This is a genomic window from Phycicoccus sp. 3266 (assembly GCF_031456495.1).
GTDB lineage: Bacteria > Actinomycetota > Actinomycetes > Actinomycetales > Dermatophilaceae > Pedococcus.
The window spans coordinates 1415188-1436944 of sequence record NZ_JAVDUW010000001.1 but is presented as its reverse complement, the minus strand read 5'-3'; the positions used below and the strand labels follow the sequence as shown (position 1 = coordinate 1436944).

Annotated in this window: 22 protein-coding genes; 13 read left to right on the top strand and 9 right to left on the bottom strand. The window is 73.4% G+C overall.

Annotated elements, in window-relative coordinates; translation table 11 throughout:
- Window positions 1–150 precede the first annotated feature (150 nt).
- The 5 genes from purS to J2X64_RS06895 all read left to right on the top strand — a co-directional run bounded on the left by purS (window position 151) and on the right by J2X64_RS06895 (window position 5198).
- Complete coding sequence (gene purS, locus J2X64_RS06915) at window positions 151–420, top strand: phosphoribosylformylglycinamidine synthase subunit PurS (protein ID WP_310151493.1); 270 nt, start codon at window positions 151–153, stop codon at window positions 418–420.
- Window positions 417–1100 carry a phosphoribosylformylglycinamidine synthase subunit PurQ gene (gene purQ, locus J2X64_RS06910; RefSeq protein ID WP_310151490.1) on the top strand — a complete coding sequence of 228 codons (684 nt, stop codon included), beginning with the start codon at window positions 417–419 and terminating at the stop codon, window positions 1098–1100. The genes purS and purQ overlap by 4 nt, the downstream gene beginning before the upstream one ends.
- Complete coding sequence (gene purL, locus J2X64_RS06905; protein WP_310151487.1) at window positions 1097–3412, top strand: phosphoribosylformylglycinamidine synthase subunit PurL; 2316 nt, start codon at window positions 1097–1099, stop codon at window positions 3410–3412. Before purQ ends, purL begins: the two co-directional genes overlap by 4 nt.
- Before the next feature lie 75 nt (window positions 3413–3487).
- Window positions 3488–4651 carry an ATP-binding protein gene (locus J2X64_RS06900; RefSeq protein ID WP_310151484.1) on the top strand — a complete coding sequence of 388 codons (1164 nt, stop codon included), beginning with the start codon at window positions 3488–3490 and terminating at the stop codon, window positions 4649–4651.
- 184 nt (window positions 4652–4835) lie between these two features.
- On the top strand, window positions 4836–5198 hold the full coding sequence (locus J2X64_RS06895; RefSeq protein ID WP_310151482.1) for a sterol carrier family protein: 363 nt from the start codon (window positions 4836–4838) through the stop codon (window positions 5196–5198).
- A 39-nt stretch (window positions 5199–5237) separates the two neighbouring features.
- Here J2X64_RS06895 and J2X64_RS06890 read toward each other — a convergent pair whose 3' ends face one another.
- Genes J2X64_RS06890 through J2X64_RS06880 form a run of 3 tightly spaced genes read right to left on the bottom strand, consistent with a single transcriptional unit; the run spans window position 5238 to window position 8161 of the window.
- Window positions 5238–6281: a Gfo/Idh/MocA family oxidoreductase gene (locus J2X64_RS06890; RefSeq protein WP_310151479.1), complete on the bottom strand. Its 1044-nt coding sequence runs from the start codon at window positions 6279–6281 to the stop codon at window positions 5238–5240.
- 27 nt (window positions 6282–6308) lie between these two features.
- Window positions 6309–7112 (bottom strand): fused MFS/spermidine synthase, encoded by an 804-nt coding sequence (locus tag J2X64_RS06885; RefSeq protein WP_310151476.1) that lies wholly within the window; start codon window positions 7110–7112, stop codon window positions 6309–6311.
- A gap of 2 nt (window positions 7113–7114) precedes the next feature.
- Window positions 7115–8161: a zinc-dependent alcohol dehydrogenase family protein gene (locus J2X64_RS06880; protein ID WP_310151473.1), complete on the bottom strand. Its 1047-nt coding sequence runs from the start codon at window positions 8159–8161 to the stop codon at window positions 7115–7117.
- A gap of 190 nt (window positions 8162–8351) precedes the next feature.
- Between J2X64_RS06880 and J2X64_RS06875 the strand changes: the two genes are divergently transcribed.
- The gene (locus tag J2X64_RS06875; RefSeq protein WP_310151470.1) at window positions 8352–9215 is read left to right on the top strand and encodes an LLM class flavin-dependent oxidoreductase; all 864 of its coding nucleotides are present in this window, start codon (window positions 8352–8354) and stop codon (window positions 9213–9215) included.
- 92 nt (window positions 9216–9307) lie between these two features.
- Here J2X64_RS06875 and J2X64_RS06870 read toward each other — a convergent pair whose 3' ends face one another.
- From J2X64_RS06870 to J2X64_RS06855, 4 genes are all read right to left on the bottom strand, one after another.
- Complete coding sequence (locus J2X64_RS06870) at window positions 9308–10228, bottom strand: anti-sigma factor domain-containing protein (RefSeq protein WP_310151467.1); 921 nt, start codon at window positions 10226–10228, stop codon at window positions 9308–9310.
- Window positions 10225–10821 carry a sigma-70 family RNA polymerase sigma factor gene (locus J2X64_RS06865; RefSeq protein WP_310151464.1) on the bottom strand — a complete coding sequence of 199 codons (597 nt, stop codon included), beginning with the start codon at window positions 10819–10821 and terminating at the stop codon, window positions 10225–10227. The genes J2X64_RS06870 and J2X64_RS06865 overlap by 4 nt, the downstream gene beginning before the upstream one ends.
- Before the next feature lie 24 nt (window positions 10822–10845).
- Entirely contained in the window at window positions 10846–11490 is a 645-nt protein-coding gene (locus J2X64_RS06860; protein WP_310151462.1) for a fasciclin domain-containing protein, read from the bottom strand.
- Between the two features lie 188 nt (window positions 11491–11678).
- A complete protein-coding gene (locus J2X64_RS06855; RefSeq protein WP_310151459.1) occupies window positions 11679–13334 on the bottom strand; it encodes a molybdopterin-dependent oxidoreductase in 1656 nt (551 codons plus the stop codon).
- A gap of 83 nt (window positions 13335–13417) precedes the next feature.
- Here J2X64_RS06855 and J2X64_RS06850 point away from each other — a divergent pair, with 83 nt between their 5' ends.
- The 7 genes from J2X64_RS06850 to J2X64_RS06820 all read left to right on the top strand — a co-directional run bounded on the left by J2X64_RS06850 (window position 13418) and on the right by J2X64_RS06820 (window position 19687).
- The gene (locus J2X64_RS06850) at window positions 13418–13645 is read left to right on the top strand and encodes a hypothetical protein (RefSeq protein ID WP_310151456.1); all 228 of its coding nucleotides are present in this window, start codon (window positions 13418–13420) and stop codon (window positions 13643–13645) included.
- Window positions 13646–13694: 49 nt separating this feature from the next.
- Entirely contained in the window at window positions 13695–15233 is a 1539-nt protein-coding gene (purF, locus tag J2X64_RS06845) for an amidophosphoribosyltransferase (RefSeq protein WP_310151453.1), read from the top strand.
- A gap of 103 nt (window positions 15234–15336) precedes the next feature.
- Window positions 15337–16959 carry an FG-GAP-like repeat-containing protein gene (locus tag J2X64_RS06840; RefSeq protein ID WP_310151450.1) on the top strand — a complete coding sequence of 541 codons (1623 nt, stop codon included), beginning with the start codon at window positions 15337–15339 and terminating at the stop codon, window positions 16957–16959.
- A gap of 64 nt (window positions 16960–17023) precedes the next feature.
- On the top strand, window positions 17024–18136 hold the full coding sequence (gene purM, locus J2X64_RS06835) for a phosphoribosylformylglycinamidine cyclo-ligase (protein WP_310151447.1): 1113 nt from the start codon (window positions 17024–17026) through the stop codon (window positions 18134–18136).
- A gap of 49 nt (window positions 18137–18185) precedes the next feature.
- Entirely contained in the window at window positions 18186–18617 is a 432-nt protein-coding gene (locus tag J2X64_RS06830; protein WP_310151443.1) for a hypothetical protein, read from the top strand.
- Window positions 18618–18641: 24 nt separating this feature from the next.
- The gene (locus J2X64_RS06825; protein WP_310151440.1) at window positions 18642–19133 is read left to right on the top strand and encodes a hypothetical protein; all 492 of its coding nucleotides are present in this window, start codon (window positions 18642–18644) and stop codon (window positions 19131–19133) included.
- A gap of 71 nt (window positions 19134–19204) precedes the next feature.
- Complete coding sequence (locus tag J2X64_RS06820; protein WP_310151437.1) at window positions 19205–19687, top strand: hypothetical protein; 483 nt, start codon at window positions 19205–19207, stop codon at window positions 19685–19687.
- Here the strand turns inward: J2X64_RS06820 and J2X64_RS06815 are convergent.
- Window positions 19684–20250, bottom strand: a complete 567-nt coding sequence (locus J2X64_RS06815; RefSeq protein ID WP_310151435.1) for an isochorismatase family protein — start codon at window positions 20248–20250, stop codon at window positions 19684–19686. The two genes, J2X64_RS06820 and J2X64_RS06815, sit on opposite strands and share 4 nt — an antisense overlap.
- Window positions 20247–21710, bottom strand: coding sequence for a cytosine permease (locus J2X64_RS06810; protein ID WP_310151432.1), 1464 nt, complete (start codon window positions 21708–21710; stop codon window positions 20247–20249). The genes J2X64_RS06815 and J2X64_RS06810 overlap by 4 nt, the downstream gene beginning before the upstream one ends.
- Window positions 21711–21757: the final 47 nt, after the last annotated feature.

Below are 21757 nucleotides of genomic sequence, written 5' to 3'. Positions count from 1 at the left end.
GACAGCACGAACCTCTGCTAGCAGAGGTTCGTGCTCCGCGACCCGACGGACCCCCGGCGTCGCCCACCCGGCGGACCGCGCGGCATACCCGGTCAGCGGCGCCGATAGACTCGGCCCTGGCATCCTCCCCTCGTCCCAGGAGACACCCGAATGGGCCACGTCGTCATCGACGTCATGTTGAAGCCAGAGATCCTCGACCCCCAGGGCCAGGCCGTCGGCGGGGCACTGCCCCGGCTCGGCTTCGACCAGTTCACCGACGTGCGGCAGGGCAAGCGCTTCGTGCTCACCGTCGACGGTGACGTGACGGACGAGCACCTCACCGCCGCGCGGGAGGCAGCCGAGAAGCTGCTGTCCAACCCGGTGATCGAGGACGTCGTCTCGGTCCGTGAGCTGCGCGCCGACGAGGACCCCGACCAGTGAAGGTCGGGGTCGTCACGTTCCCGGGGTCGCTCGACGACCGTGACGCCGCCCGCGCGGTGCGCGCCGTCGGCGCCGAGCCGGTCAGCCTCTGGCACGGCGACGCCGACCTCAAGGGCGTCGACGCCGTCATCCTCCCCGGCGGGTTCTCCTACGGCGACTACCTGCGCTGCGGCGCCATCGCCCGCTTCGCCCCGGTCATGGACCAGCTCGTGCCGGCGGCACAGGGCGGCCTGCCGGTGCTCGGCATCTGCAACGGCTTCCAGGTGCTCACCGAGTCGCACCTGCTGCCCGGCGCGCTGGTCCGCAACGACCACCGCAAGTTCAACTGCGTGGACACGACACTGCGGGTCGAGAACGCGCAGACCTCCTGGACCTCGGACTTCGAGCAGGGCCAGGAGATCACCATCGTCCTCAAGAACGGCGAGGGCGGGTTCGTCGCCGACGAGCGCACCCTCGACGAGCTTGAGGGCGAGGGTCGCGTCGTGTTCCGGTACGTCGTGCCCGAGGGCGGCCGCAACCCCAACGGCTCCTACCGCGACATCGCCGGCATCACCAACGAGCGCGGCAACGTCGTCGGCCTCATGCCCCACCCGGAGCACTGCGTCGAGGAGGGCTTCGGCCCGAGCCTCGACGGCCTGCCCTTCTTCACCTCGATCCTCAAGCAGGTTGTCAACGCATGAGCACCACCACCGGCCGCCCCTCCGACCGCCCGGCCGTCGACACCGTCGAGCACGCAGCCCAGACGCCCGAGGTCGAGCAGCCGTGGGCCGAGCTCGGCCTCAAGCCCGACGAGTACGCCAACATCCGCGAGATCGTCGGCCGCCGCCCGACCAGCGCCGAGCTCGCGATGTACTCGGTCATGTGGTCCGAGCACTGCTCGTACAAGTCCTCCAAGGTCCACTTCTCGCTCTGGGGCGAGAACACCACCGACGAGATGCGCGAGAAGCTGCTCGTCGGCATCGGTGAGAACGCCGGCGTCGTCGACATCGGCGACGGCTGGGCGGTGACGTTCAAGGTCGAGTCGCACAACCACCCGTCCTACGTCGAGCCCTACCAGGGCGCCGCGACCGGTGTCGGCGGCATCATCCGCGACATCATGTCGATGGGCGCGCGCCCGATCGCCGTCATGGACCCGCTGCGATTCGGCAACCTGCACCACCCCGACACCCAGCGCGTCCTGCCCGGCGTCGTCGCGGGCGTCGGCGGCTACGGCAACTGCATCGGCCTGCCCAACATCGGCGGCGAAGTGGTCTTCGACGACTGCTACCAGGGCAACCCGCTCGTCAACGCCCTGTGCGTCGGCGCCATGCGGGTCGAGGACATCCACCTCGCCAAGGCGTCCGGCGTCGGCAACAAGGTCATCCTCTTCGGCGCCAAGACCGGCGGCGACGGCATCGGCGGCGTCTCGGTCCTCGCGTCGGAGACCTTCGACGAGGGCGGCCCGACCAAGCGCCCCGCCGTGCAGGTCGGCGACCCGTTCGCCGAGAAGGTGCTCATCGAGTGCTGCCTCGACCTGTACAAGGCCGGCGTCGTCGACGGCATCCAGGACCTCGGCGGTGCCGGGCTCTCCTGTGCCACCAGCGAGCTCGCGTCCAACGGTGACGGCGGCATGCAGGTCGAGCTCGACCTCGTCCCGCTGCGCGACGCCAGCCTCCGGCCCGAGGAGATCCTCATGTCGGAGAGCCAGGAGCGGATGATGGCCGTGGTCGAGCCGGGAGCCAAGCTCGACGAGTTCATGGCGATCTGCGACCGCTGGGACGTCGAGGCCACCGTCATCGGAGAGGTCACCGACGGCGACCACCTCGTCATCACGTGGCACGGCGAGGTCGTCGTCGACGTCCCGCCGCGCTCGGTGGCCCACGAGGGCCCGACGTACCACCGGCCGCTCGAGCGCCCGGCATACCTCGACGCGTTGCAGGAGAACGGCGCCGGCTTGCTGCCGAAGCCCGCCACGGGCGAGGCGGTCGCTGCCGACCTGCTCACCCTGCTCGCCTCGCCGAACCTCTGCGACAAGTCCTGGGTCACCGACCAGTACGACCGCTACGTGCTCGGCAACACCGCGCTCGCGATGCCCGACGACGCCGGCGTCGTCCGCGTCGACGAGGAGACGGGGCGCGGCGTCGCCGTGTCCACCGACTGCAACGGCCGGTTCGCCAAGCTCGACCCGTATGCCGGGGCGCAGCTCGCGCTCGCGGAGTCCTACCGGAACGTCGCGACGGCGGGGGCGACCCCGCTGGCCGTCACCGACTGCCTCAACTTCGGCTCGCCGGAGGACCCGGGCGTGATGTGGCAGTTCCGCGAGGCGGTCAAGGGCATCGCCGAGGGCTGCAAGGCGCTCGGGATCCCGGTCACCGGCGGCAACGTCAGCTTCTACAACCAGACCGGGGACGTCGCGATCCACCCGACGCCCGTCATCGGCGTCCTGGGCGTCATGGACGACGTCGCGCGCCGCACCCCGAGCGGGTGGAGGACGCCCGGCCAGGTCATCTACCTGCTCGGTACCACCCGCGACGAGCTCGACGGCGGCGAGTGGGCGCACGTCGTCCACGGCCACCTGGGGGGCCACCCGCCCGTGGTCGACCTCGAGGCCGAGCAGCTGCTCGGCGAGATCCTCGTCAACGCCAGCCGGGACGGGCTCGTCGACGCCGCGCACGACCTCTCCGACGGTGGCCTGGCCATCGCGCTCGCGGAGGCCACCCTGCGCCACGGCGTGGGTGCGCGCATCTGGCTCGAGGAGGTCTGCGAGCGCGACGGGATCGACGCGTTCACGGCCCTCTTCAGCGAGTCGACCGCCCGGGCCGTCGTCGCCGTGCCGCGCTCGGAGGAGGTGCGGTTCACCGACATGTGCACCGCGCGTGGCCAGGTGCACGCCCGGATCGGCGTCGTCGACGACCAGACCGACGGCCTCGATGTCCAAGGGCAGTTCAGCGTTTCGTACGAAGCGCTCCGGGATGCGCACACCGGCACCCTGCCCGCGGTGTTCGGTCGCTAACATCCCTCCATCGGGGTAGATGTCCTCTCCAGGGGTGGATGTCCGCTCTAGGCGGAGCTGTCCGGAGGGAGAGGCGTGAGCACGGCCCAGGACCTGGCACGGCGCCAGGCGATCGCGGCGTACGACGTCGTCGGACGCCCACCGGAGGCCGACCTGCAGGGTCTGGTCGAGCTCGCCGCCGCCGTGTGCGACGTGCCGACCGCCGCGATCAACATCATCGACGACCGCCACCAGCACCAGGTGGCGGCCGTGGGCATGGAAGCCTCGGTCTGCTCTCGCGAGGACTCGATGTGCGCGAAGGTCTTCCAGGGCGGCCAGCAGGTCGTCGTCCCCGACGCCCGCGTCGACGACCGCTTCGCGCGGAACCCGTTCGTGACCGGGGTCATCGGCAAGGTCCGCTTCTACGCCTCGAGCCCGCTCGTGACGCCCAGCGGCATACCCATCGGCACCCTCTGCGTGTTCGACGAGGACGCCCGCGACCTCTCGGACGCCGGGGCGCGCTCGCTCGAGCTGCTCGCCGCCCAGGTCGTCGACGTCCTCGAGCTGCGCCGCACCCACCGTGAGCTGACGAGGTCCAACGAGCAGCTGACCCGGTTCGCCGGGCAGGTGAGCCACGACCTCGGCAACCCGCTGGCGGCGCTGCGCGGGTTCCTCGAGCTGGCCTCCAGCAGCCCCGAGCTGGCCGACGCACCGTTCGCGACGATGGCGCTGTCGCGGGCCGAGCTCGCCGCCGACCGGATGAACGCCCTCGTCGTGGACCTGCTCGAGTACGCCCGCGTGGGTGGCCGGGCGCGTCGCACCGCCGTGGACCTCGGTGCGGTCGTGGCGGCGGTCGTCGAGGACCTCGACGCCCGGCTCACCGACAGCGGTGCCACGGTCCGGGTCGGCGAGCTGCCCGAGGTCACCGGCGACGAGACCCTGCTGCGTGCCCTCCTGCAGAACCTGCTCGCCAACGCCGTGAAGTTCACCGCCGCGTCGGGCGTCGCGCCGGTCGTCTCGGTGGCGTGCGACGAGATCAGTGACGGCTGGCGGGTCGCGGTCGACGACAACGGCCCCGGCGTCGAGCCGCAGGACCGGGATCGCGTCTTCGGGCTGATGGAGCGGGCTTCGAGCACGGTCGACGGCGTGGGCATCGGGCTCAGCACCTGCCGCCGGATCGTCGAGGCGCACGGCGGCCTCATGGGCATCGACGACTCCGCCGCCGGTGGCGCGAGCGTCTGGTTCACCCTCCCCGGCTGAGCACGGACACCGAGCGGCCCGGTCACGCGTCCCCCCGCGTGACCGGGCCGTTCGTCCCCAGTGGTGTCCCCACCGGAAACACTAGGGGGGACGCCGGGAACGGTCGATGGGTAGAACTACCCATCGTGTGCCTGCGGGTGCGACCGGCTGCCTTGACGTCGTCGCGCCGTGCGACGATGCCCGTATGCCGCCGCGTCGTCGAGTCCCCGTGCCCGCCGGCCGCGACGCCGTCGGGGTGTGGCGCTCGGAGGGCACCGCCACGGCACGCACCGACCTCGCGACCGCGGTCCGTTACACGCTCGAGGAGCTCGCCTCGGTCGCACCCGGTCGCAGCGTCGAGGTGCGCGTGCCGCCGTTCGGTGCGGTGCAGTGCGTCGAGGGCACGACCCACACCCGCGGCACCCCGCCGAACGTCGTCGAGACCGACGCGCAGACCTGGCTCGAGGTCGCCACGGGCGCGCTCGCGTGGGGCCAGGCGTGGGAGTCGGGCCGCCTCCGGGTCAGCGGCCACCGGGCCGACCTCGGCCCGCTCATGCCGCTGGCCTGACGGTCCGCCCGCAGGGAGGGGAGACGCCAGCCTGCTGGCTCACTCGCCGGGGTAGGACACCCCGACCTGGCGGCGCACCTCGTCGAGCGTGGCCATGATCGCCACGGTCTCGTCCAGGGGCAGCAGCGGCGACTCGAGCTCGCCCGCGCCGATGCGCCGGGCCACCTCGACGGCCTCGTGGTGCAGGCCGACCTGCCGCTCGGGAGAGGTGTACTCGTCGAGGACCTCGTGGTCGGGCGAGGTGAGTCGCACGACCGCGCCGGGCGTGTAGAAGTCGCCGGTGATGTCGATGCGGGCGCGGGTCCCGCAGATGCTGGCGGTGGTCCCGGTCTTGGTGAGCATCGTCGCGAGGACGGAGGCGACGGCGCCGCTCGAGCTCTCGAGGACCACGCCCTCCTGGCCGTCGACGCCGGTGTCGGTCACGGTGCCGTGCGCGGTGACCGACCGGAACTCGCCCTTCGCGCCGAGGGCGAACGACGCGAACGACACCGGGTAGATGCCGAGGTCGAGCAGGGCTCCGCCGGCCAGGGCCGGGTCGGACAGCCGCTGCGGGCCATCGGGGAACAGCTTCTGCCCGTGGTCGGCGAAGACGGTGTGCACCTCGCCGAGCAGGCCGTCCTCGAGGCACCGGCGGACGACGTCGACGTGCGGCAGGAACCGCGTCCACATCGCCTCCATCGCGAACAGCCGTGCGCTGCGCGCGGTCTCGACGACCTCACGGGCCTCGGAGGCGTTGCGGGTGAAGGCCTTCTCCACGAGGACAGGCTTGCCGGCGCCCAGCGCGAGGAGCGCGTGCTCGCGGTGCTCGGAGTGGGGCGAGGCGACGTAGACCGCGTCGACGTCGGGGTCGGCCACGAGGTCCTCGTACGAGCCGTGGGCGGTGGCGACGTCGAAGTCACCGGCGAACTCCCGCGCCCGCGCGATGCTGCGCGACCCGACGGCGACGACCCGCTGGCCGGAGCGGGTGTGGACGGCCTCGGTGAAGGCTCGGGCGATGCCGCCCGGTGCGATGACACCCCACCGCAGCGCGGGGGCGTCGTGGGGGTCGGGCGTGCGGGGCGGCGGCAGGGTGAGGTCGGGCACGGGTCCATCCTGCCGGGCGCAGGCCGGTCAGCGCACGCGCCACCGGTCGAGGACGGGCGGCTGGGGCGTCGGCTCCGCGTCCGCGTCGGTGAACGGGCGGGCGGAGCCGAGCGACCCGAGCAGCTCGCGGCCCGACACGAGGGTCGCCGAGAAGGCCGTCATGTTGACCCGCCGGGGGAGCTGGTCCATCGGCAGCCGTCGCGCGCTCGCCACCAGCACGGTGTTGCCGAAACGGCGGCCCTTGCGGACCTCGGACGTGGCGATCGCGGCCGTGTGGGGCAGGACGGCGTGCACCGAGGCGTGCAGCCGGGCCAGGTGCCGTCGCGCCGGCTCGTCGGTCGTGTTCATCGCCAGCACGCCGTCGGGCTTCAGCACCCGTCGGACCTCGGTGAACCACTCGGTGGTCACCAGCTCGGCAGGCACCCGGCCCCCGGCATACGCGTCGACGACGACCACGTCGGCACTGGCGTCGGCGAGCGCGGTGAGTCCGGTGCGCCCGTCGACCGGCCGGACGCGGATGCGGTGGCCGCGGGGGAGCGGCAGGGCCGCGCGCACCTGCTCGGTGAGCGCAGCGTCGGGCTCGAGGACGATCTGCGGTGACCCCGGACGGGTGTGCGCGACGTACCGCGGCAGGGTCAGCCCGGCGCCACCCACGTGGGTGACGGCGAGCGGCCCCTCGGGGAGCGAGTCGACGACGGCGGCGAGGAACTGGACGTACTCGAAGACGAGCAGCCGCGGGTTGTCGAGCTGCACGTACGACTGCGGGTGCCCGTCGAGCATGACGACGGTGCCGCCGGTGCCGTCGTCGACCAGCTCCAGGTCGCCCGGCACCGTCAGGGCCGCACGAGCGACTTCACCGCGCGACGCTCGTCCATCGCGGCATACGCCTCGGCGACGTCGGACAGCGGCACCTCGAGGTCGAAGACCAGCCCGGGGTTGATCACGCCGGAGAGGACGTCGTCGCGCAGCTGGGGCAGGTACTGGCGCACGGGGGCGACGCCACCCGCGATGCCGACGTTGCGGCTGAACAGGTCGCGCACGGGGTACTCGATGCCGTGGGGCACGCCGACGTAGCCGACCGTGGCACCCGGCCGGGCGACGGCGATCGCGGTCTGCATCGACTCGTCGGTGCCCACGCACTCGAGCACCGCGTCGGCGCCGACACCGTCGGTCAGCTCGTGCACGGCGGCCACCGCCTCGTCGCCGCGGACCTCGACGACGTCGGTCGCGCCGAACTCGCGGGCGATGGCCTGGCGCGAGGCGTGCCGCGACATCGCGATGACGCGCTCGGCACCCATGCGGGCGGCGGAGAGCACGCCGCTGAGGCCGACCGCACCGTCGCCGACCACGACGACGGTGTCACCCTCCTGCACGCGGGCGGCGACCGCCGCGTGCCAGCCGGTGCCCATGACGTCGCTCAGGGCGAGCAGGCTGGGGACGAGCTCGTCGTCCGGCACCTCACGGGTGGCCACGAGGGTCCCGTCGGCCAGCGGGACGCGGACGTACTCGCCCTGGCCGCCGTCGACCATGACGCCGTCGCGGTCCGGGCCGCCCCAGAAGCCGCCGCGCACGCACGACGTCTGGATGCCGACGCGGCAGTGCGGGCAGGTGCCGTCGGAGTACTTGAACGGGGCGATGACGAAGTCGCCCGGGCGCAGGCTGCGCACCTCGGCGCCGACCTCCTCGACGACCCCGACGAACTCGTGGCCGATCCGCGTCGGCTCGGTGACCTCGTTGATGCCGCGGTACGGCCACAGGTCGCTGCCGCAGACGCACGCCGCGGTGACGCGGACGAGGGCGTCGGTCGGTGCGACGATCGCGGGGTCCGGGACGTCCTCGAGGCGGATGTCCCTGGGGGCGCTCAGAATCGTTGCCTTCACGGCGCAAGCCTGCCACGCAGGCTCGTGGCCGGCCCGACGTGGTCCCCCCGGACCGGGCACGGGGGTATGCCGGCCGTGCGGCACGCGCCCGGCGGCGCGGCACCCGCCCGGCCGTGCGGCACCCGCCCGGCCGTGCGGCACCCGCCCGGCCGTGCGGCACCCGCCCGGCCGTGCGGCATACGCTCGGCGCATGCGCTTCGGCATCACGATCCTCCCCGAGCACCGCTGGTCCGACGCCGAACGGCTGTGGCGCGGTGCGGAGGAGCTCGGCTTCGACCACGCCTGGACCTACGATCACCTGGTGTGGGCGGGCCTGCCGGACTCGCCGTGGTTCGGGGCGCTGCCGACCCTGACCGCGGCGGCCACGGTCACCTCGACGATCCGGCTCGGCACGTTCGTGAGCTCGCCGAACTACCGCCACCCGTACGTCTTCCTGCGGGACCTCCTGGCCCTCGACGACGTCTCGGGCGGCCGGCTGCTCTGCGGCCTCGGCACCGGCGGCGACCTCGACGCGCGCATCCTCGGCGAGGAGCTGTCGCTCAAGGAGCGGGTGGACCGGTTCCACGAGTTCGTCGAGGCGCTCGACCGGCTGGCGACCCGGGACCACGTCGACCTCGACGGCCGGTTCCACCGCACCGTCGACGCGCGGACGCTGCCGGGGGCGGCCCAGCGGCCGCGGTTCCCGTTCGTCGTCGCGGCGAACGGCCCGCGCGTGCTGCGGCTCGCGGCGCGCCTCGGCCAGGGGTGGGTCACCTACGGCGCCGGAGGCGACACCCTCGAGGAGTGGTGGGCAGGGGTCGCGGGCCTGACCGAGCGGCTCGACGAGGCCGAGGCGCAGGCCGGTCGGGAGCGACCGCTCGACCGCTACCTGTCGCTCGACGGCTCGCCGCGGTTCTCGCTGGAGAGCGTCGACCTCTTCGAGGACATGGTCGGCCGGGCGGTGCAGCTCGGCTTCACCGACGTCGTCACCCACTGGCCGCGCCCCGAGGGCGTGTATGCCGGGAGCGAGGCCGTGCTCGAGCAGGTCGCCGCCCGGATGCCGGCCCTGCGCTGAGCAGGACGGGTCACCCGGGCGGTCATGGCCTTCGGGTCGCCGAGGAGCCGACGGCTGGGGACCGGTGGTGGAGGGGCCCCAGCCGCCGCCCGTCAGCTGAACGAGAACAGCGCCAGCGGTGCCGACGTGGGCTCCGGGGAGCCCCCGGCCGGCTCGAGGGTGATCCCGGCACCGGTCGCCGAGGTCGCGTCGCCCTCGAGCATCACCGTCACCGTCGGTGCACTGCCGTGCGGCATGACCAGGGCGCTCTGCATGCCCTTGCCCGGCTGGTCGAACCACACCTGGAAGTCCTTGCCGGCAGGGGCCGAGGGCATGTTGTCCGCGATGAGCACGGCCTTGCCCAGGGACGGGCTGCGCACGATCGTGGCGCGGGCGCCGTCGATCACCTTGACGAACCGCTGGGCGTCCTTGGCCTCGAGCACCCGCTCGGTGGCCGTCAGCCGTGTCGAGGGACCGGAGTCGGACCACGGGCTCCACACCAGGCCGCCGATGACCAGCGCGGCGGCCGCGGCGACACCGGCGAGCCAGGTCATCGCGCGCCGACGGCGCAGGGGCACGACGACCCCACCGGAGGAGCTCTCCGTGGTGGCGGTCGGTCCGGCAGGCGCAGGCGCGGGGACCGGGACCAGGTGAGTCGGCTCGTCGAGGTGCGGCGACGCCGGTCCGGTCGTGTCCGGCGTCGCCGGGGCCGGCTCGGAGCGGCGCTCCGCCGCTGCCGGGTCGACGGGGGCGGACCCGAGCACGGTGGGGGACTGGGGCCCTGCGTGCGGGTCCGCGCCCAGGGGCGGGAGCGGCCGCACCGTGGCGATGCGTCCCAGGACGGCGTCACGCATGCCCGACGGGGGAGCGGTCTCGGCGAGCACCGCCAGGTGGGCCGCCGCCTCGCGCAGCGAGGAGACCTCGGCCCGGCACTCCGGGCACTCGGCCAGGTGAGCCTCGAACGCAGTGCGCTCGTGGTCGTCGACGGCGTCGACGGCGTAGGCGCCCACGAGGCCGTGGATGTCGGCGCTCATGACTGCACCCCCAACGTGTCTCTCAGCCGGATCAGCCCATCGCGGATCCGGGTCTTGGCGGTACCCAGGGGAATGTCCAGGAGGGCGGCCACCTCGGTGTGCGTGTAGCCACCGAAGTAGGCCAGCTCGAGCGCTCCCCGCTGGGTCTCGGTGAGCGTCTCCATGGCGTTGCGGACGCGTTGTGCGTCGAGGCTGCGCTCGACGGTCTCGGCGGTCTGGTCGAACTCGCGGTCCTGGTTCCGGGCCCCGTACACGCCCTCGCGGTCGGTGGCGGCCTGGGCGGAACGCACCCGGTCGACCGCCTTGCGGTGGGCGATCGTGAGCATCCAGCTGATGGCCGAGCCCTGTGCCGGGTCGAACCGGGAGCTGGTCCTCCAGATGTCGAGCAGTGCCTCCTGCGCGACCTCCTCGGACTGGGCCGGGTCGCGCACGACCCGCAGGACCAACCCGTAGATGCGGGACGAGACCAGGTCGTACAGGCGGCTGAACGCGCCCTCGTCACCCAGCGCGCACGCCTTGAGCAGCGCGCCGAGGTCCGATGGGGGGGCAGCACTTCCCCAGGTCGCTCCGGGACCTGGGGAAGTGGCTGCCATGGGAACCATCATGGCTGATGTTGCTTACTTCGGAAGGAGAACGCCGTCGATGATGTAGACGGTGGCGTTCGCGGTCTGCACGTTGCCGCAGACGATGTTCGCCTCACCGACCTTGAAGGACTCGCCCGAGCCGGTGACGTTGATGGTCGTGCCGGCCAGGGTCTTGTGGTCGCCGGGGAGCTGGTCCGGGGTGAGCTTGCCCGGGACGACGTGGTTGGTGAGGACCTTCGTGAGCAGGCCCTTCGGGTCCTTCATCGCCGCGTCCATCGTGGCCTTCGGCACGGCCTTGAAGGCGTCGTTGGTCGGGGCGAAGACGGTGATGTCCTTGGCGCTGTTGAGCGTGTCGACCAGGCCGGCCTCCTTGACCGCGCCGACCAGCTGGCTCAGGACCGGGTTGTTGCTGGCGGCAGTCGCGACCGGGTCGGTGGCCATGCCCGAGAACGAGCCCTTGCCGTCCTTCGGGACCGCGCTGCAGGCGGCGCCGAACGGCTGGCCCATCATGTCGGAGGAGGAGGACGAGGACGACGAGCTGGACGAGCTCGGCATGCTCGAGGACGAGCTGCTCGACGCGCCGGCGCTCGCGCTGTCGTTCGAGCTGCCACACGCCGCGAGGCCGAGCGGCAGGGCGAGGGCAAGGGCAGCAATGGTGCTGCGACGTGCAGTGCTCATGGTGTGACGCTCCTTGGGAGAGGTTCGAGTTACACCAGCGATTCGGTGCCGCTCGTGAGGTGGATTGGGTTGTGGCAGAAAAGATTTCGCGTATGCCGCGAATGTCCCGGGCGCAGCACTCCTGGACCTGTCCCAGGGCACGCGTCGGCCGCGCACCCTCCCCCTACGGTGGGTGCGCGGCCTCGTCGTCAGGAGACGATGACGACGATCGAGTGGTACCCGGAGGCACCACCGGGGAACGGGTCGGTCCGTCTGTCCGTCTGGACCTCGCCCTTCCCGTTCGTGGCCCGGACCGTCACGTCGTGGCGCCCGCTCGTGGCGTCCCAGACCCAGCTCCACTGCCGCCAGTACGTCGTGCCCCCGTCGGGCCCGAGGGTCGCCTTCTGCCACGGCCCGTCGTCGATGCGGACCTCGACCTCGCTGATGCCGTCGCCGGCCTGCGCCCAGGCCACGCCCCCGACCGGGATCTTCCCGGGCTTGTAGGTTCCGAGCCCCATGGGTGTGTCGATCCGCGACTGGGTCTTCACCGGGGCGTCGGTCACCCAGTCCCGCTCGGTCCAGTAGGCCTTGTCCTTGGCGTAGGTCGTCGCGGTCAGCTTGCTGAGCCACTTGGTCGCGCCGACGAAGCCGTAGAGGCCGGGGGTCACGAGCCGGGCGGGGAAGCCGTGGCGGGCCGGCAGCGGCTGCCCGTCCATGGCGATGGCGATGAGCGCGTCGCGGTCGTCGGTGAGCGCCTCCACCGGGGTGGAGATGGTCATGCCGTCGACGGACTCGGAGAAGATCTGGTCCACCCCCGACTGGATCCCGGCCCGCTCGAGCACGTCACGCACCCGCACACCGAGCCACCGCGTCGAGGAGATGTACGCGCCTCCCACGTCGTTGCTGACGCAGTTGAGGGTGATGTCCTTCTCGATGACCTCCATGGCCAGCAGGTCCTTGAACGACATCGAGAACGGCCGGTCGACCATGCCGTCGACCTCGAGCTTCCAGGTGTCGACGTCGACGCGGGGGATGACCAGGGCGGTGTCGACCCGGTAGAAGTCCGAGGTCGGGGTCCGGAACGGGCTCACCCCCTTGACCGTGCCCTCGATCCCGGTGGGCAGCGGCGGGAGCGCGCTGGCCGGCGCCGGCAGGGTCACGTCGGCCGGGGTCGACGCGCCGCCTCCCAGCTTCTGGCCCAGGGCACCGACGGCCGCGGCGCCGACGGTGACCCCTGCCGCCCCCAGCAGGAAGCTGCGGCGGGCGGGGGTGCCGGGCGTGCCCGGTGCGTATGCCGTGTGGTCGAGCGGCGACTCGGGTGCCTGGCCCCCCGAGGTGGCCCGGCCCCGGTCGGGCACCGTCGCGGCCGCGTGCTCGGGCCGCCTCTCGGCGCCGCGGGCGGCGAGCTGGGCCGAGTCCTCGATGCGCTCGGCGAGGAGCCGCAGGCCGGACAGGACCGCGACGCCCACGGTGCCCGCGGCGACGGCCGGGACGATGTCCTGCGGCATCGATGCGGGCCGGAGCAGGGCCGCGATCCCGGCGAGGGCCGCGAGCGCGACGAGCAGGGCGTTGGCGAGGGGGTGCCGGTTGCGCGAGAGCAGCCCGATCCCCGCGGACGCGAGGGCGGTCACCACCGCGACGGTGGTGAGCAGCACCGGCTTGTCGTTGGTGCCGAGGGTCTGCACCGCCCACTCCTTGACCGGGGTCGGCGTGGCGTCCACCACCGTGGACCCGATGGCCAGCACCGGCGAGGCCGCCGGGTTCACGAACGCCGCCACGAGGTGGCCCACAGCCATGCCGGCGGCCGCGGCGAGCAGGCCGCAGACGGCATACGTCAGGCGGGTGGTCCTCGTGGAGGTGCTCATGACCTCCATTCGTACTCGCCGTGGGTTGCGGATGGGTCACGCCCGCACCGGTGGGCTCCGCGACCGGCAGGTACCGTGGACGCGTGAGCCGCACCCGTCGCTACCCCAACTTCGTCGCGTTCATCGCCACCGGCGTCATCGTGGGCTTCGTCGTCGGGTCCGTGTTCGCCTACCTCAACCCCGAGAACTCGACTCCCTACGGGAGCACCTACAGCGCGGGCAGCGCGGTGATGTTCCTCGGGCTGCTGGGAGCCTTCGTGTTCGGGCTGCTCGCCGCCGTCGTCGCGGTGCTCCTCGACCGGCGCGACTGACCGGCCGTCCCGCGCGGGTGCGCCCGCGGCCTGTGGGAGGATGGGGTCCGTGGCACGCGGCGACGGACGGCTCTCCCACGACATCCTCCCCGGCGAGAAGGGCCCGCAGGACGCCTGCGGGGTCTTCGGCGTGTGGGCTCCCGGTGAGGAGGTCGCCAAGCTCGCCTACTACGGCCTCTACGCCCTGCAGCACCGCGGACAGGAGTCGGCCGGCATCGCGACCTCCGACGGCCGCTCGATCCTCGTCTACAAGGACATGGGCCTCGTCTCGCAGGTCTTCGACGAGCGGTCGCTGGCCTCGCTGCGCGGGCACCTCGCCGTCGGCCACTGCCGCTACTCCACGACAGGCGGCTCCACCTGGGAGAACGCCCAGCCGACGCTCGGCGGCCACGACTCCTCGACCGTCGCCCTGGCGCACAACGGCAACCTCATCAACTCCGCCGAGCTGCGCGACCTCGTCGCCGACCGGCGTGCCGACGGCTTCGGCGGCAGCCGAGGTGAGCTGACCCGCGGCAACACCACCGACACCGCGCTCGTCACCGCCCTGCTCTCCGACGACCCGGACCGCTCGCTCGAGGCCGCGGCGCTGGAGATCCTGCCGCTGCTGCGCGGCGCCTTCTGCTTCGTGTTCATGGACGAGACGACCCTGTATGCCGCGCGCGACCCGCACGGCATCCGCCCGCTGGTGCTCGGCCGGCTCGAGCGCGGCTGGGTCGTCGCCTCCGAGACCGCGGCGCTCGACATTGTCGGCGCCTCGATGATCCGCGAGGTCGAGCCCGGCGAGCTCATCGCCATCGACGAGGAGGGGCTGCGCTCGCAGCGGTTCGCCCCGGCGGAGCCCAAGGGCTGCGTCTTCGAGTACGTCTACCTCGCCCGGCCCGACACCACCATCAGCGGCCGTGGCGTGCACGAGGCCCGGGTCGAGATGGGCCGGGCGCTGGCGCGCGAGCACCCCGTGGAGGCCGACCTGGTCATGCCGACGCCGGAGTCCGGCACGCCGGCCGCGATCGGCTACGCCCAGGAGTCGGGCATCCCCTACGGCCAGGGCCTGGTCAAGAACTCCTACGTCGGGCGCACGTTCATCGCCCCGTCGCAGACGATCCGCCAGCTCGGCATCCGGCTCAAGCTCAACCCCCTGCGCGACGTGATCAAGGGCAAGCGGCTCGTGGTCGTCGACGACTCGATCGTCCGGGGCAACACCCAGCGTGCGCTCGTGCGGATGCTCCGCGAGGCCGGGGCGGCCGAGGTCCACGTGCGGATCTCCTCGCCGCCCGTGCGCTGGCCCTGCTTCTACGGCATCGACTTCGCGACCCGCGCCGAGCTCATCGCGACCGGAATCGGTGTCGACGAGGTGTGCACGTCGATCGGGGCCGACTCCCTCGGCTACATCTCCGAGGAGGGGATGGTCGCCGCCACCGAGCAGCCTCGCTCGGCCCTGTGCACGGCCTGCTTCACCGGCAGCTACCCGGTGCCGCTGCCCGACGACTCCCGCCTCGGGAAGAACCTGTTCGAGACGCTGCCGCTCGACGTCGACGGCGTGAGCCTCGGGGTGGCCGGCGGCGCCGAGGACGCGCTCACCCGCCCGTGACGCGGGCGCCCGGACCCCGGTCCTAGGTCCAGGACCCCGGTCCTAGGTCCCTGTCCCCTCCCTCCCGCCGGTGCTGCACTGGCGGGTAGGTGGAGGTGGTCGCATGCCGAGGAACCGGATCGCCCGGTGGGCAGCAGCTGCGGCCCTGGCAGCCCTGGCGGTGACGGGGAGCGCCGTGGGGGCGGGCCCGGTCGACGCCGCCGGGCGTCCGGGAGCCGTGCAGGCCGCGACGCTCCCCCTGTCCGGCAACGACGTCTCGTGGCCGCAGTGCCCGACGGCAGTGGGTGGCCGGGGCCTCCCGATGCCGCCGACCACGGCGCAGTTCGTGGTGGTGGGCCTGACCTTCGGCCTGCCGTTCACCGAGAACCCGTGCCTGGACGACCAGGTCGGGTGGGCCACGGCGTACGGCGTCCCGGCGCAGGGGTACACGATGGCGGCGTTCCCCACGGCGGCCCAGCTCACGGCACACCGCAGCAGCGGTCCCTGGGCGAGCAGCACGCGAGCCGGGCAGCTGTCGAACGCCGGGTACGCCGAGGCGACCTTCGCGCTCGCGACCCTGGACCGGACGGGGTTCCACCCGCCGGTGGTCTGGGTCGACGTCGAGCCCCGGGCGGCCCAGCCGTGGCCGACCGGCACGGCGACCCGGCAGCGCGAGAACCGCTACGTCCTCGAGGGCCTCGTGCGGGGGCTGCGGGACGGCGGGGTCGCGTACGGCCTGTACTCCTACGCGTCCGGGTGGGCGGACATCACCGGCTCGTGGCGGCTGCCGGGTGTGCCGGTCTGGGCGACCGCCGGGACCCTCGACTACCCGAACGAGGCGCTCGACCGCTGCACCCAGGCGAGCTTCTCCGGGGGGAAGGTCCTGGTGTCGCAGTGGTACGACTCGACCCGCGACTACGACCGGACGTGCGGGACGTACGCCTTCACGCCGTTCCCGGTCCCGGCCTCGACGCTGTCGGGGTCGACCGGTGACTTCAACGGCGACTGGGACAACGACGTGCTGGCCCGCGTGCGCGGCACCGGTGACCTGCGGCTGTACGCGGGCACCGGGAAGGGCTCCCTGCGGGCGGGTGTACGGGTCGGTGCCGGCTGGACACCGTTCACCACCCTCGACACGGTCGGCGACCTGACCGGGGACGGGGCCCTCGACGTCGTCGCCCGGCAGTCCTCCACCGGCGAGGAGTGGCTGTACCGCGGCAACGGCAGGGGCGGGTGGCTGTCGCGGGTGCGGATCGGCACGGGGTGGACCATCTACTCCACCGTCCTCGGGCCCGGCGACTTCTCCGGCGACCAGCGACCCGACCTGCTGGCGCGCGAGCGCTCGACCGGCTACCTGTGGCTGTACCGCGGCAACGGCACGGGTGGCCTGCCGCCCCGGGTGCGGGTCGGCTCGAGCTGGAACGCCTTCAGCGCGCTCGCGGCCCCGGGCGACCTCAACGGCGACGGGACGGCCGACGTCCTGGCCCGCGAGTCCCGGACGGGCTACCTGTGGCTCTACCCGGGCAACGGCCGGAGCGGGTGGCTGCCGCGGGTCCGGGTCGGGACGGGCTGGAACGCCATGACGGCGATCATGAGCCCGGGCGACCTGACCGGCGACCGCATCCCCGACGTCCTGGCACGGGACCGGTACGGCACCCTGTGGCTCTACGCGCGGACGCCGTCCGGCGGCTGGCTGCCGCGGGTGCGGGTCGGCACCGGCTGGAACGGCCTCGACGCGATCTTCTGACCCAGGGAGACAGGGGACGAGGCGGCGTCCCGGGGGCGGGTCGCGGGGCTCTACGCTGGGACCCGTGAGCGAGCCGACCACGTACGCGTCCGCCGGAGTCGACGTCGAGGCGGGCGACAAGGCCGTCGAGCTGATGAAGGCGAGCGTGCGCCGGGCCACCAGGCCCGAGGTCCTCGGCGGTCTCGGCGGGTTCGCCGGGATGTTCGACGCCAGCGCCATCGCCCGGATGACCCGCCCCGTCCTCGCCACCAGCACGGACGGCGTCGGCACCAAGGTCGCGATCGCGCAGGCGCTCGACCGGCACGACACCATCGGCTTCGACCTCGTCGGCATGGTCGTCGACGACATAGTCGTGTGCGGGGCCGAGCCGCTGTTCATGACCGACTACATCGCCACGGGCAAGGTCGTCCCCGAGCGCGTCGCGGCGATCGTCTCCGGCATCGCGGCCGCCTGCGAGCAGGCGCGCGTCGCCCTCGTCGGCGGCGAGACGGCCGAGCACCCCGGGCTGCTCGAGCCCGACGAGTACGACGTGGCGGGTGCCGCGACCGGCGTCGTCGAGCACGCCGACGTGCTGGGTCCCGACCGCGTGGCCGCCGGCGACGTCGTCCTGGCCCTGGCGAGCAGCGGACTGCACAGCAACGGGTACTCGCTCGTGCGGCACGTCGTGCGCACCGCCGGGTGGGAGCTCGACCGCGAGGTCCCCGAGTTCGGGCGCACGCTCGGCGAGGAGCTGCTCACCCCCACGCGCGTGTATGCCGCGGACCTGGTCGACCTCTTCCGCACCGACGGCGTCGACGTCCACGCCCTCTCGCACGTGACCGGTGGCGGTCTGGCCGCCAACCTGGCGCGTGTCCTGCCGCCCGGGTCGTTCGCCCGCGTCGACCGCTCCACCTGGACCCCGCCCGCGGTGTTCTCGACCGTCGCCGCGCTGGGCAAGGTCCCGCAGGACGACCTGGAGCGCACCCTCAACATGGGCGTCGGCTTCGTGGCGATGCTCCCCGCCGAGCAGGTCGACGCGGCCACCGCGTTCCTGGCCGCGCGCGGCATACCGGCCTGGGTCGCGGGCGAGGTCGTCGACGAGGCGGACACCACCCCGGACCCCGGCCACGAGGTCGTCCGTGGCGCCAAGGGCGTCGAGGGCGGCGCGGTCCAGCTCGTCGGGGACTACCGCGCCTGAGTAGCGCGACGGATGGTCGCCCCGGGCGACCGGTCCCCACCATGGGCGGGTGACCACCGCAGACGCCCCCCTCCTGGACACCGGCTCCGACGCCCCTGACCGTCGGCGGCGCCGGGCCATGTGGTGGGCCGGGCTGGCCACCACGACGGCCGGGCTCCTCGCCACGGCCGCCCTGGTGGCCGAGTGGGCGGTCGCCCAGGTGTTCGGCCGGGCTGCCTACGGCCTCGCCCGCGGACTTGCCGGCGGGTGGGCCACCACCGACCCCGAGGACCTGCCGTCGGCGGCGAGCACGCTGGACGACCTGCTGACGACCACCACGGTGGCGACCGTCCTGGCCGTGGCCGCCGCGGTCGCCCTGGCCGCCCGTCTGGGCCGCTCCGTGGCGATGCCGCCATGGGCGAACGGGCTGACGGCGGCAGCCCTCTGCTCGGGAGTCGAGCTCGTCGTCCTCGCGCAGGTCACCGGGGGCTTCCCCGGCTGAGCCGTGCGGAGCTAGCGTCGGAGGGTGCCCTGGTGGGACGGGGAGGACCAGTCGGTGCGCCAGTACCGGTGGCTGCTGCGCACCTCGCCGCTCGACGCCCTCGAGGCCGCGCACGTCGAGGCGCTGGCGCCCATGCCGAGGTCGCGCCGCTCGATCGTCCTGCGCGCCGTCCAGTACGGGCTCGTGACCGGCCTGCGCCTCACCCCCGACGACGTCGGCCGGATCGCCCACCTCGTCACCGTCGGTGAGCGCCGGCGCCCCGGCGAGTTCCTGCGCGCCTGCCCGGCGCCCGTGCTGGTGACGCTGGCCCAGGGCGTGATCGTCGCCGAGGCGTCGTTCGGCAGGTTCGGCGGGTATGCCGCGTGGGACGGCTCGGACCCCGAGCCCGAGGCGGACGGCGTGGACGACTCCGCCTACGCGCAGCCGTGGCACATAGCCGTCGAGCAGCACGTGAGCTACCGCGGCATCAGCGGCGGGCGCTCGCTGCCCGGCTCGGCGGGATCCCGCGGCTGGTGAGCCGGAAGCCTCCCCAGCCGCGTCCGCGACCCGTACGCTGCGGTCGCACGGACCGTCACGGAGGGGGAGCCATGACCGCACCGACCGAGGACCAGGTGGTCCGCCAGTACCGCTACCTGCTCGCCACCGCTCCGGCGGACGCGCTGCGGGCGGCCCACGTCGAAGCGCTCGAGGGCCTCGACGACCGCGGCCGCGAGGCGGTCCTGCGGGCCGTGCAGGACGGCCTCGTCGCCGGCGGCCGGCTCCGGCCCGGGGACGTGTCGGCGATCGCCCGGCTGGTGGTGCACGGCGAGCTGCGGGCGCCGGGCAGCTTCCGGGCGGCCTGCGAGCCGGCGACCCTGCACGACCTGGCGGACGGCGTGGTCGGGTCCGCGGCGGTGTTCGGCCTGTTCGGCGGCTACGCGGACTGGGACGGTGCCGACCGGGAGCCAGCGGACCCGGGCGTCGACCACGGCGGCGCCCCCGGCCGGGACGGCGACCCCGCCGCGGAGGCGTGGGCCTACGCGCGGGCGCACGCCGCCCAGCAGACCGGCTTCGGCGCCGGCTCGGTCTAGCCGGCGCCCGCGACGGCGGCGAGGAGGTCCGCGGTCGTCGTCAGGGAGACGAGGGGCGCGTAGAGGGACATGACGTCCAGCGCCTTGGCGTGGTTGTCGTCGGTCGAGCCGGCGCACGCGTCCGTGACCACTGTGACCGAGGCCCCGGCGTCGGCGGCGGCCAGCACGGTCGAGATGACGCAGCAGTCGGTGGCGACCCCGGCGACGACGAGGTCGGGCTGGTCCCCGACGAGGGCACGCAGGTCGGCGCCCCACTTGCCGAACGTCGTCGCCGTCACCGCGGCGGCCCGACCGGCGTGCGGCGCCACCTCGTCCGTGAGCTCGTAGAGCGGGCTGTCGGCGGGCTGCAGGGCCCACGGGAACTGCTCGTAGTACGGCACCCACGCACCCGTCGGGTGCTGCGGAGCCACGAACCGGGTGAACACGGCCCGCGCACCGAACGCCTCGGCGAGGCGCACGGCGTTCGCCGCGGCCGCGGCATACCGGGGCGCGCGCCACTCGCTCGAGGGGTCGCCGAACACGCGCTGGAAGTCGACCGCGACCAGCCAGGGGCCAGCGCTCACGCGCCGCCCTCCTGGCGGTGGACGGTGCCGCGCCGCAGGACCAGCGTGCCGACGAGCCCGATGACCAGGGCGAGGAGCACCCCGAGGTTGGCGTACGCCCAGGCGCCGTCACGCCCACCGAGGCCGAGCGGGCCGAGCAGGTAGCCCTGCCAGTTGTTCCAGGAGGCGTCCTTGGCGAAGGTGTTGACGACCAGCCCCCAGCCGAGGACCGACGCGACGACGGTGAGCCCGATCGAGGTCCAGTCCCACGCGCCGTAGCGGCCGCGGGGGTCGAACAGGGCCTCCTCGTCGTAGTCGCGGCGGCGCAGCCAGATGTCGCCGATCATGATCCCCGCCCAGGCGGCCAGCGGGACCCCGAGGGTGATGAGGAACGACTGGAACGGCCCGAGGAAGTCCTGGGCGAAGAAGACGACCCAGATCGTGCCGAGGGTGAGGATGACGCCGTCGACGAGGGCCGCGCTCGGGCGGGGGATGCGGACGCCGAGCGAGAGCAGGGTCAGGCCGCTGGAGTAGATGCCGAGCACCGCGCCGCTGACCAGGGCGAGGATCGCGGCGACGAGGAAGGGCACGAGGACCCACGTCGGCAGGATGGTGGCGAGCGTGCCGACCGGGTCGGCCGAGATGCCGTCGCGCAGCGTGGGGTCCGAGCCCGCGAGCAGCAGGCCGTAGAGCACGAGCAGGACAGGGGCCAGGGCGCCGCCGACGGTGTTCCAGGCGACGATCGAGGAGCCGGAGGCATCGCGGCGCTGGTAGCGGGACCAGTCGGCGGCGATGTTGATCCAGCCCAGGCCGAAGCCGGTCATGAGCAGCACCAGCGCCCCGATCACGGCCTGGGTGGAGCCGGCCGGGATCGCCGTGACCTTCGACCAGCTGATGTGGTCGACCGTCATCGCGACGTAGAGCACCGTGACGACGCCGGTGATCCAGGTCAGCCACGACTGCAGCCGCATGATGACGTGGTACCCCGCCACGGACGCCAGCACGATGAGGGCCGCCGTGACGAGCGCGGCCGCGATCTTGGTGCCCGTGCCGCCGCCCCAGCCGAGCTCGCGGAAGATCGTCGCGGTGGCCAGCGTCGCGGTGATCGCGAGGAAGGTCTCCCAGCCGATCGAGGTCAGCCACGAGATGACGCCCGGCACCTTCTGGCCCGTGACGCCGAACGCCGCGCGCGAGAGGACCATCGTCGGCGCCGACCCGCGCTTGCCGGCGATCGCGATGACGCCGCACAGCAGGAAGGACACGACGATGCCGACGACGGAGACGAGCACGCCCTGCCAGAACGAGATCCCGAACGCCAGGGCGAACGCGGCGTAGCTGATCCCGAAGACCGACACGTTGGCCGCGAACCACGGCCAGAACAGGTCTCGGGGTCGAGCGGTCCGTTCGGCCTCGTCGATGATCTCGATGCCGGTGGTCTCGACCCCGAGACGGCGGGTGCGTTCCCGCGTGCCTGCACTCATGAGCGGAGCGTAGCCCTCAGCCGGGCAGCGTCAGCGGCGGCGCGGCG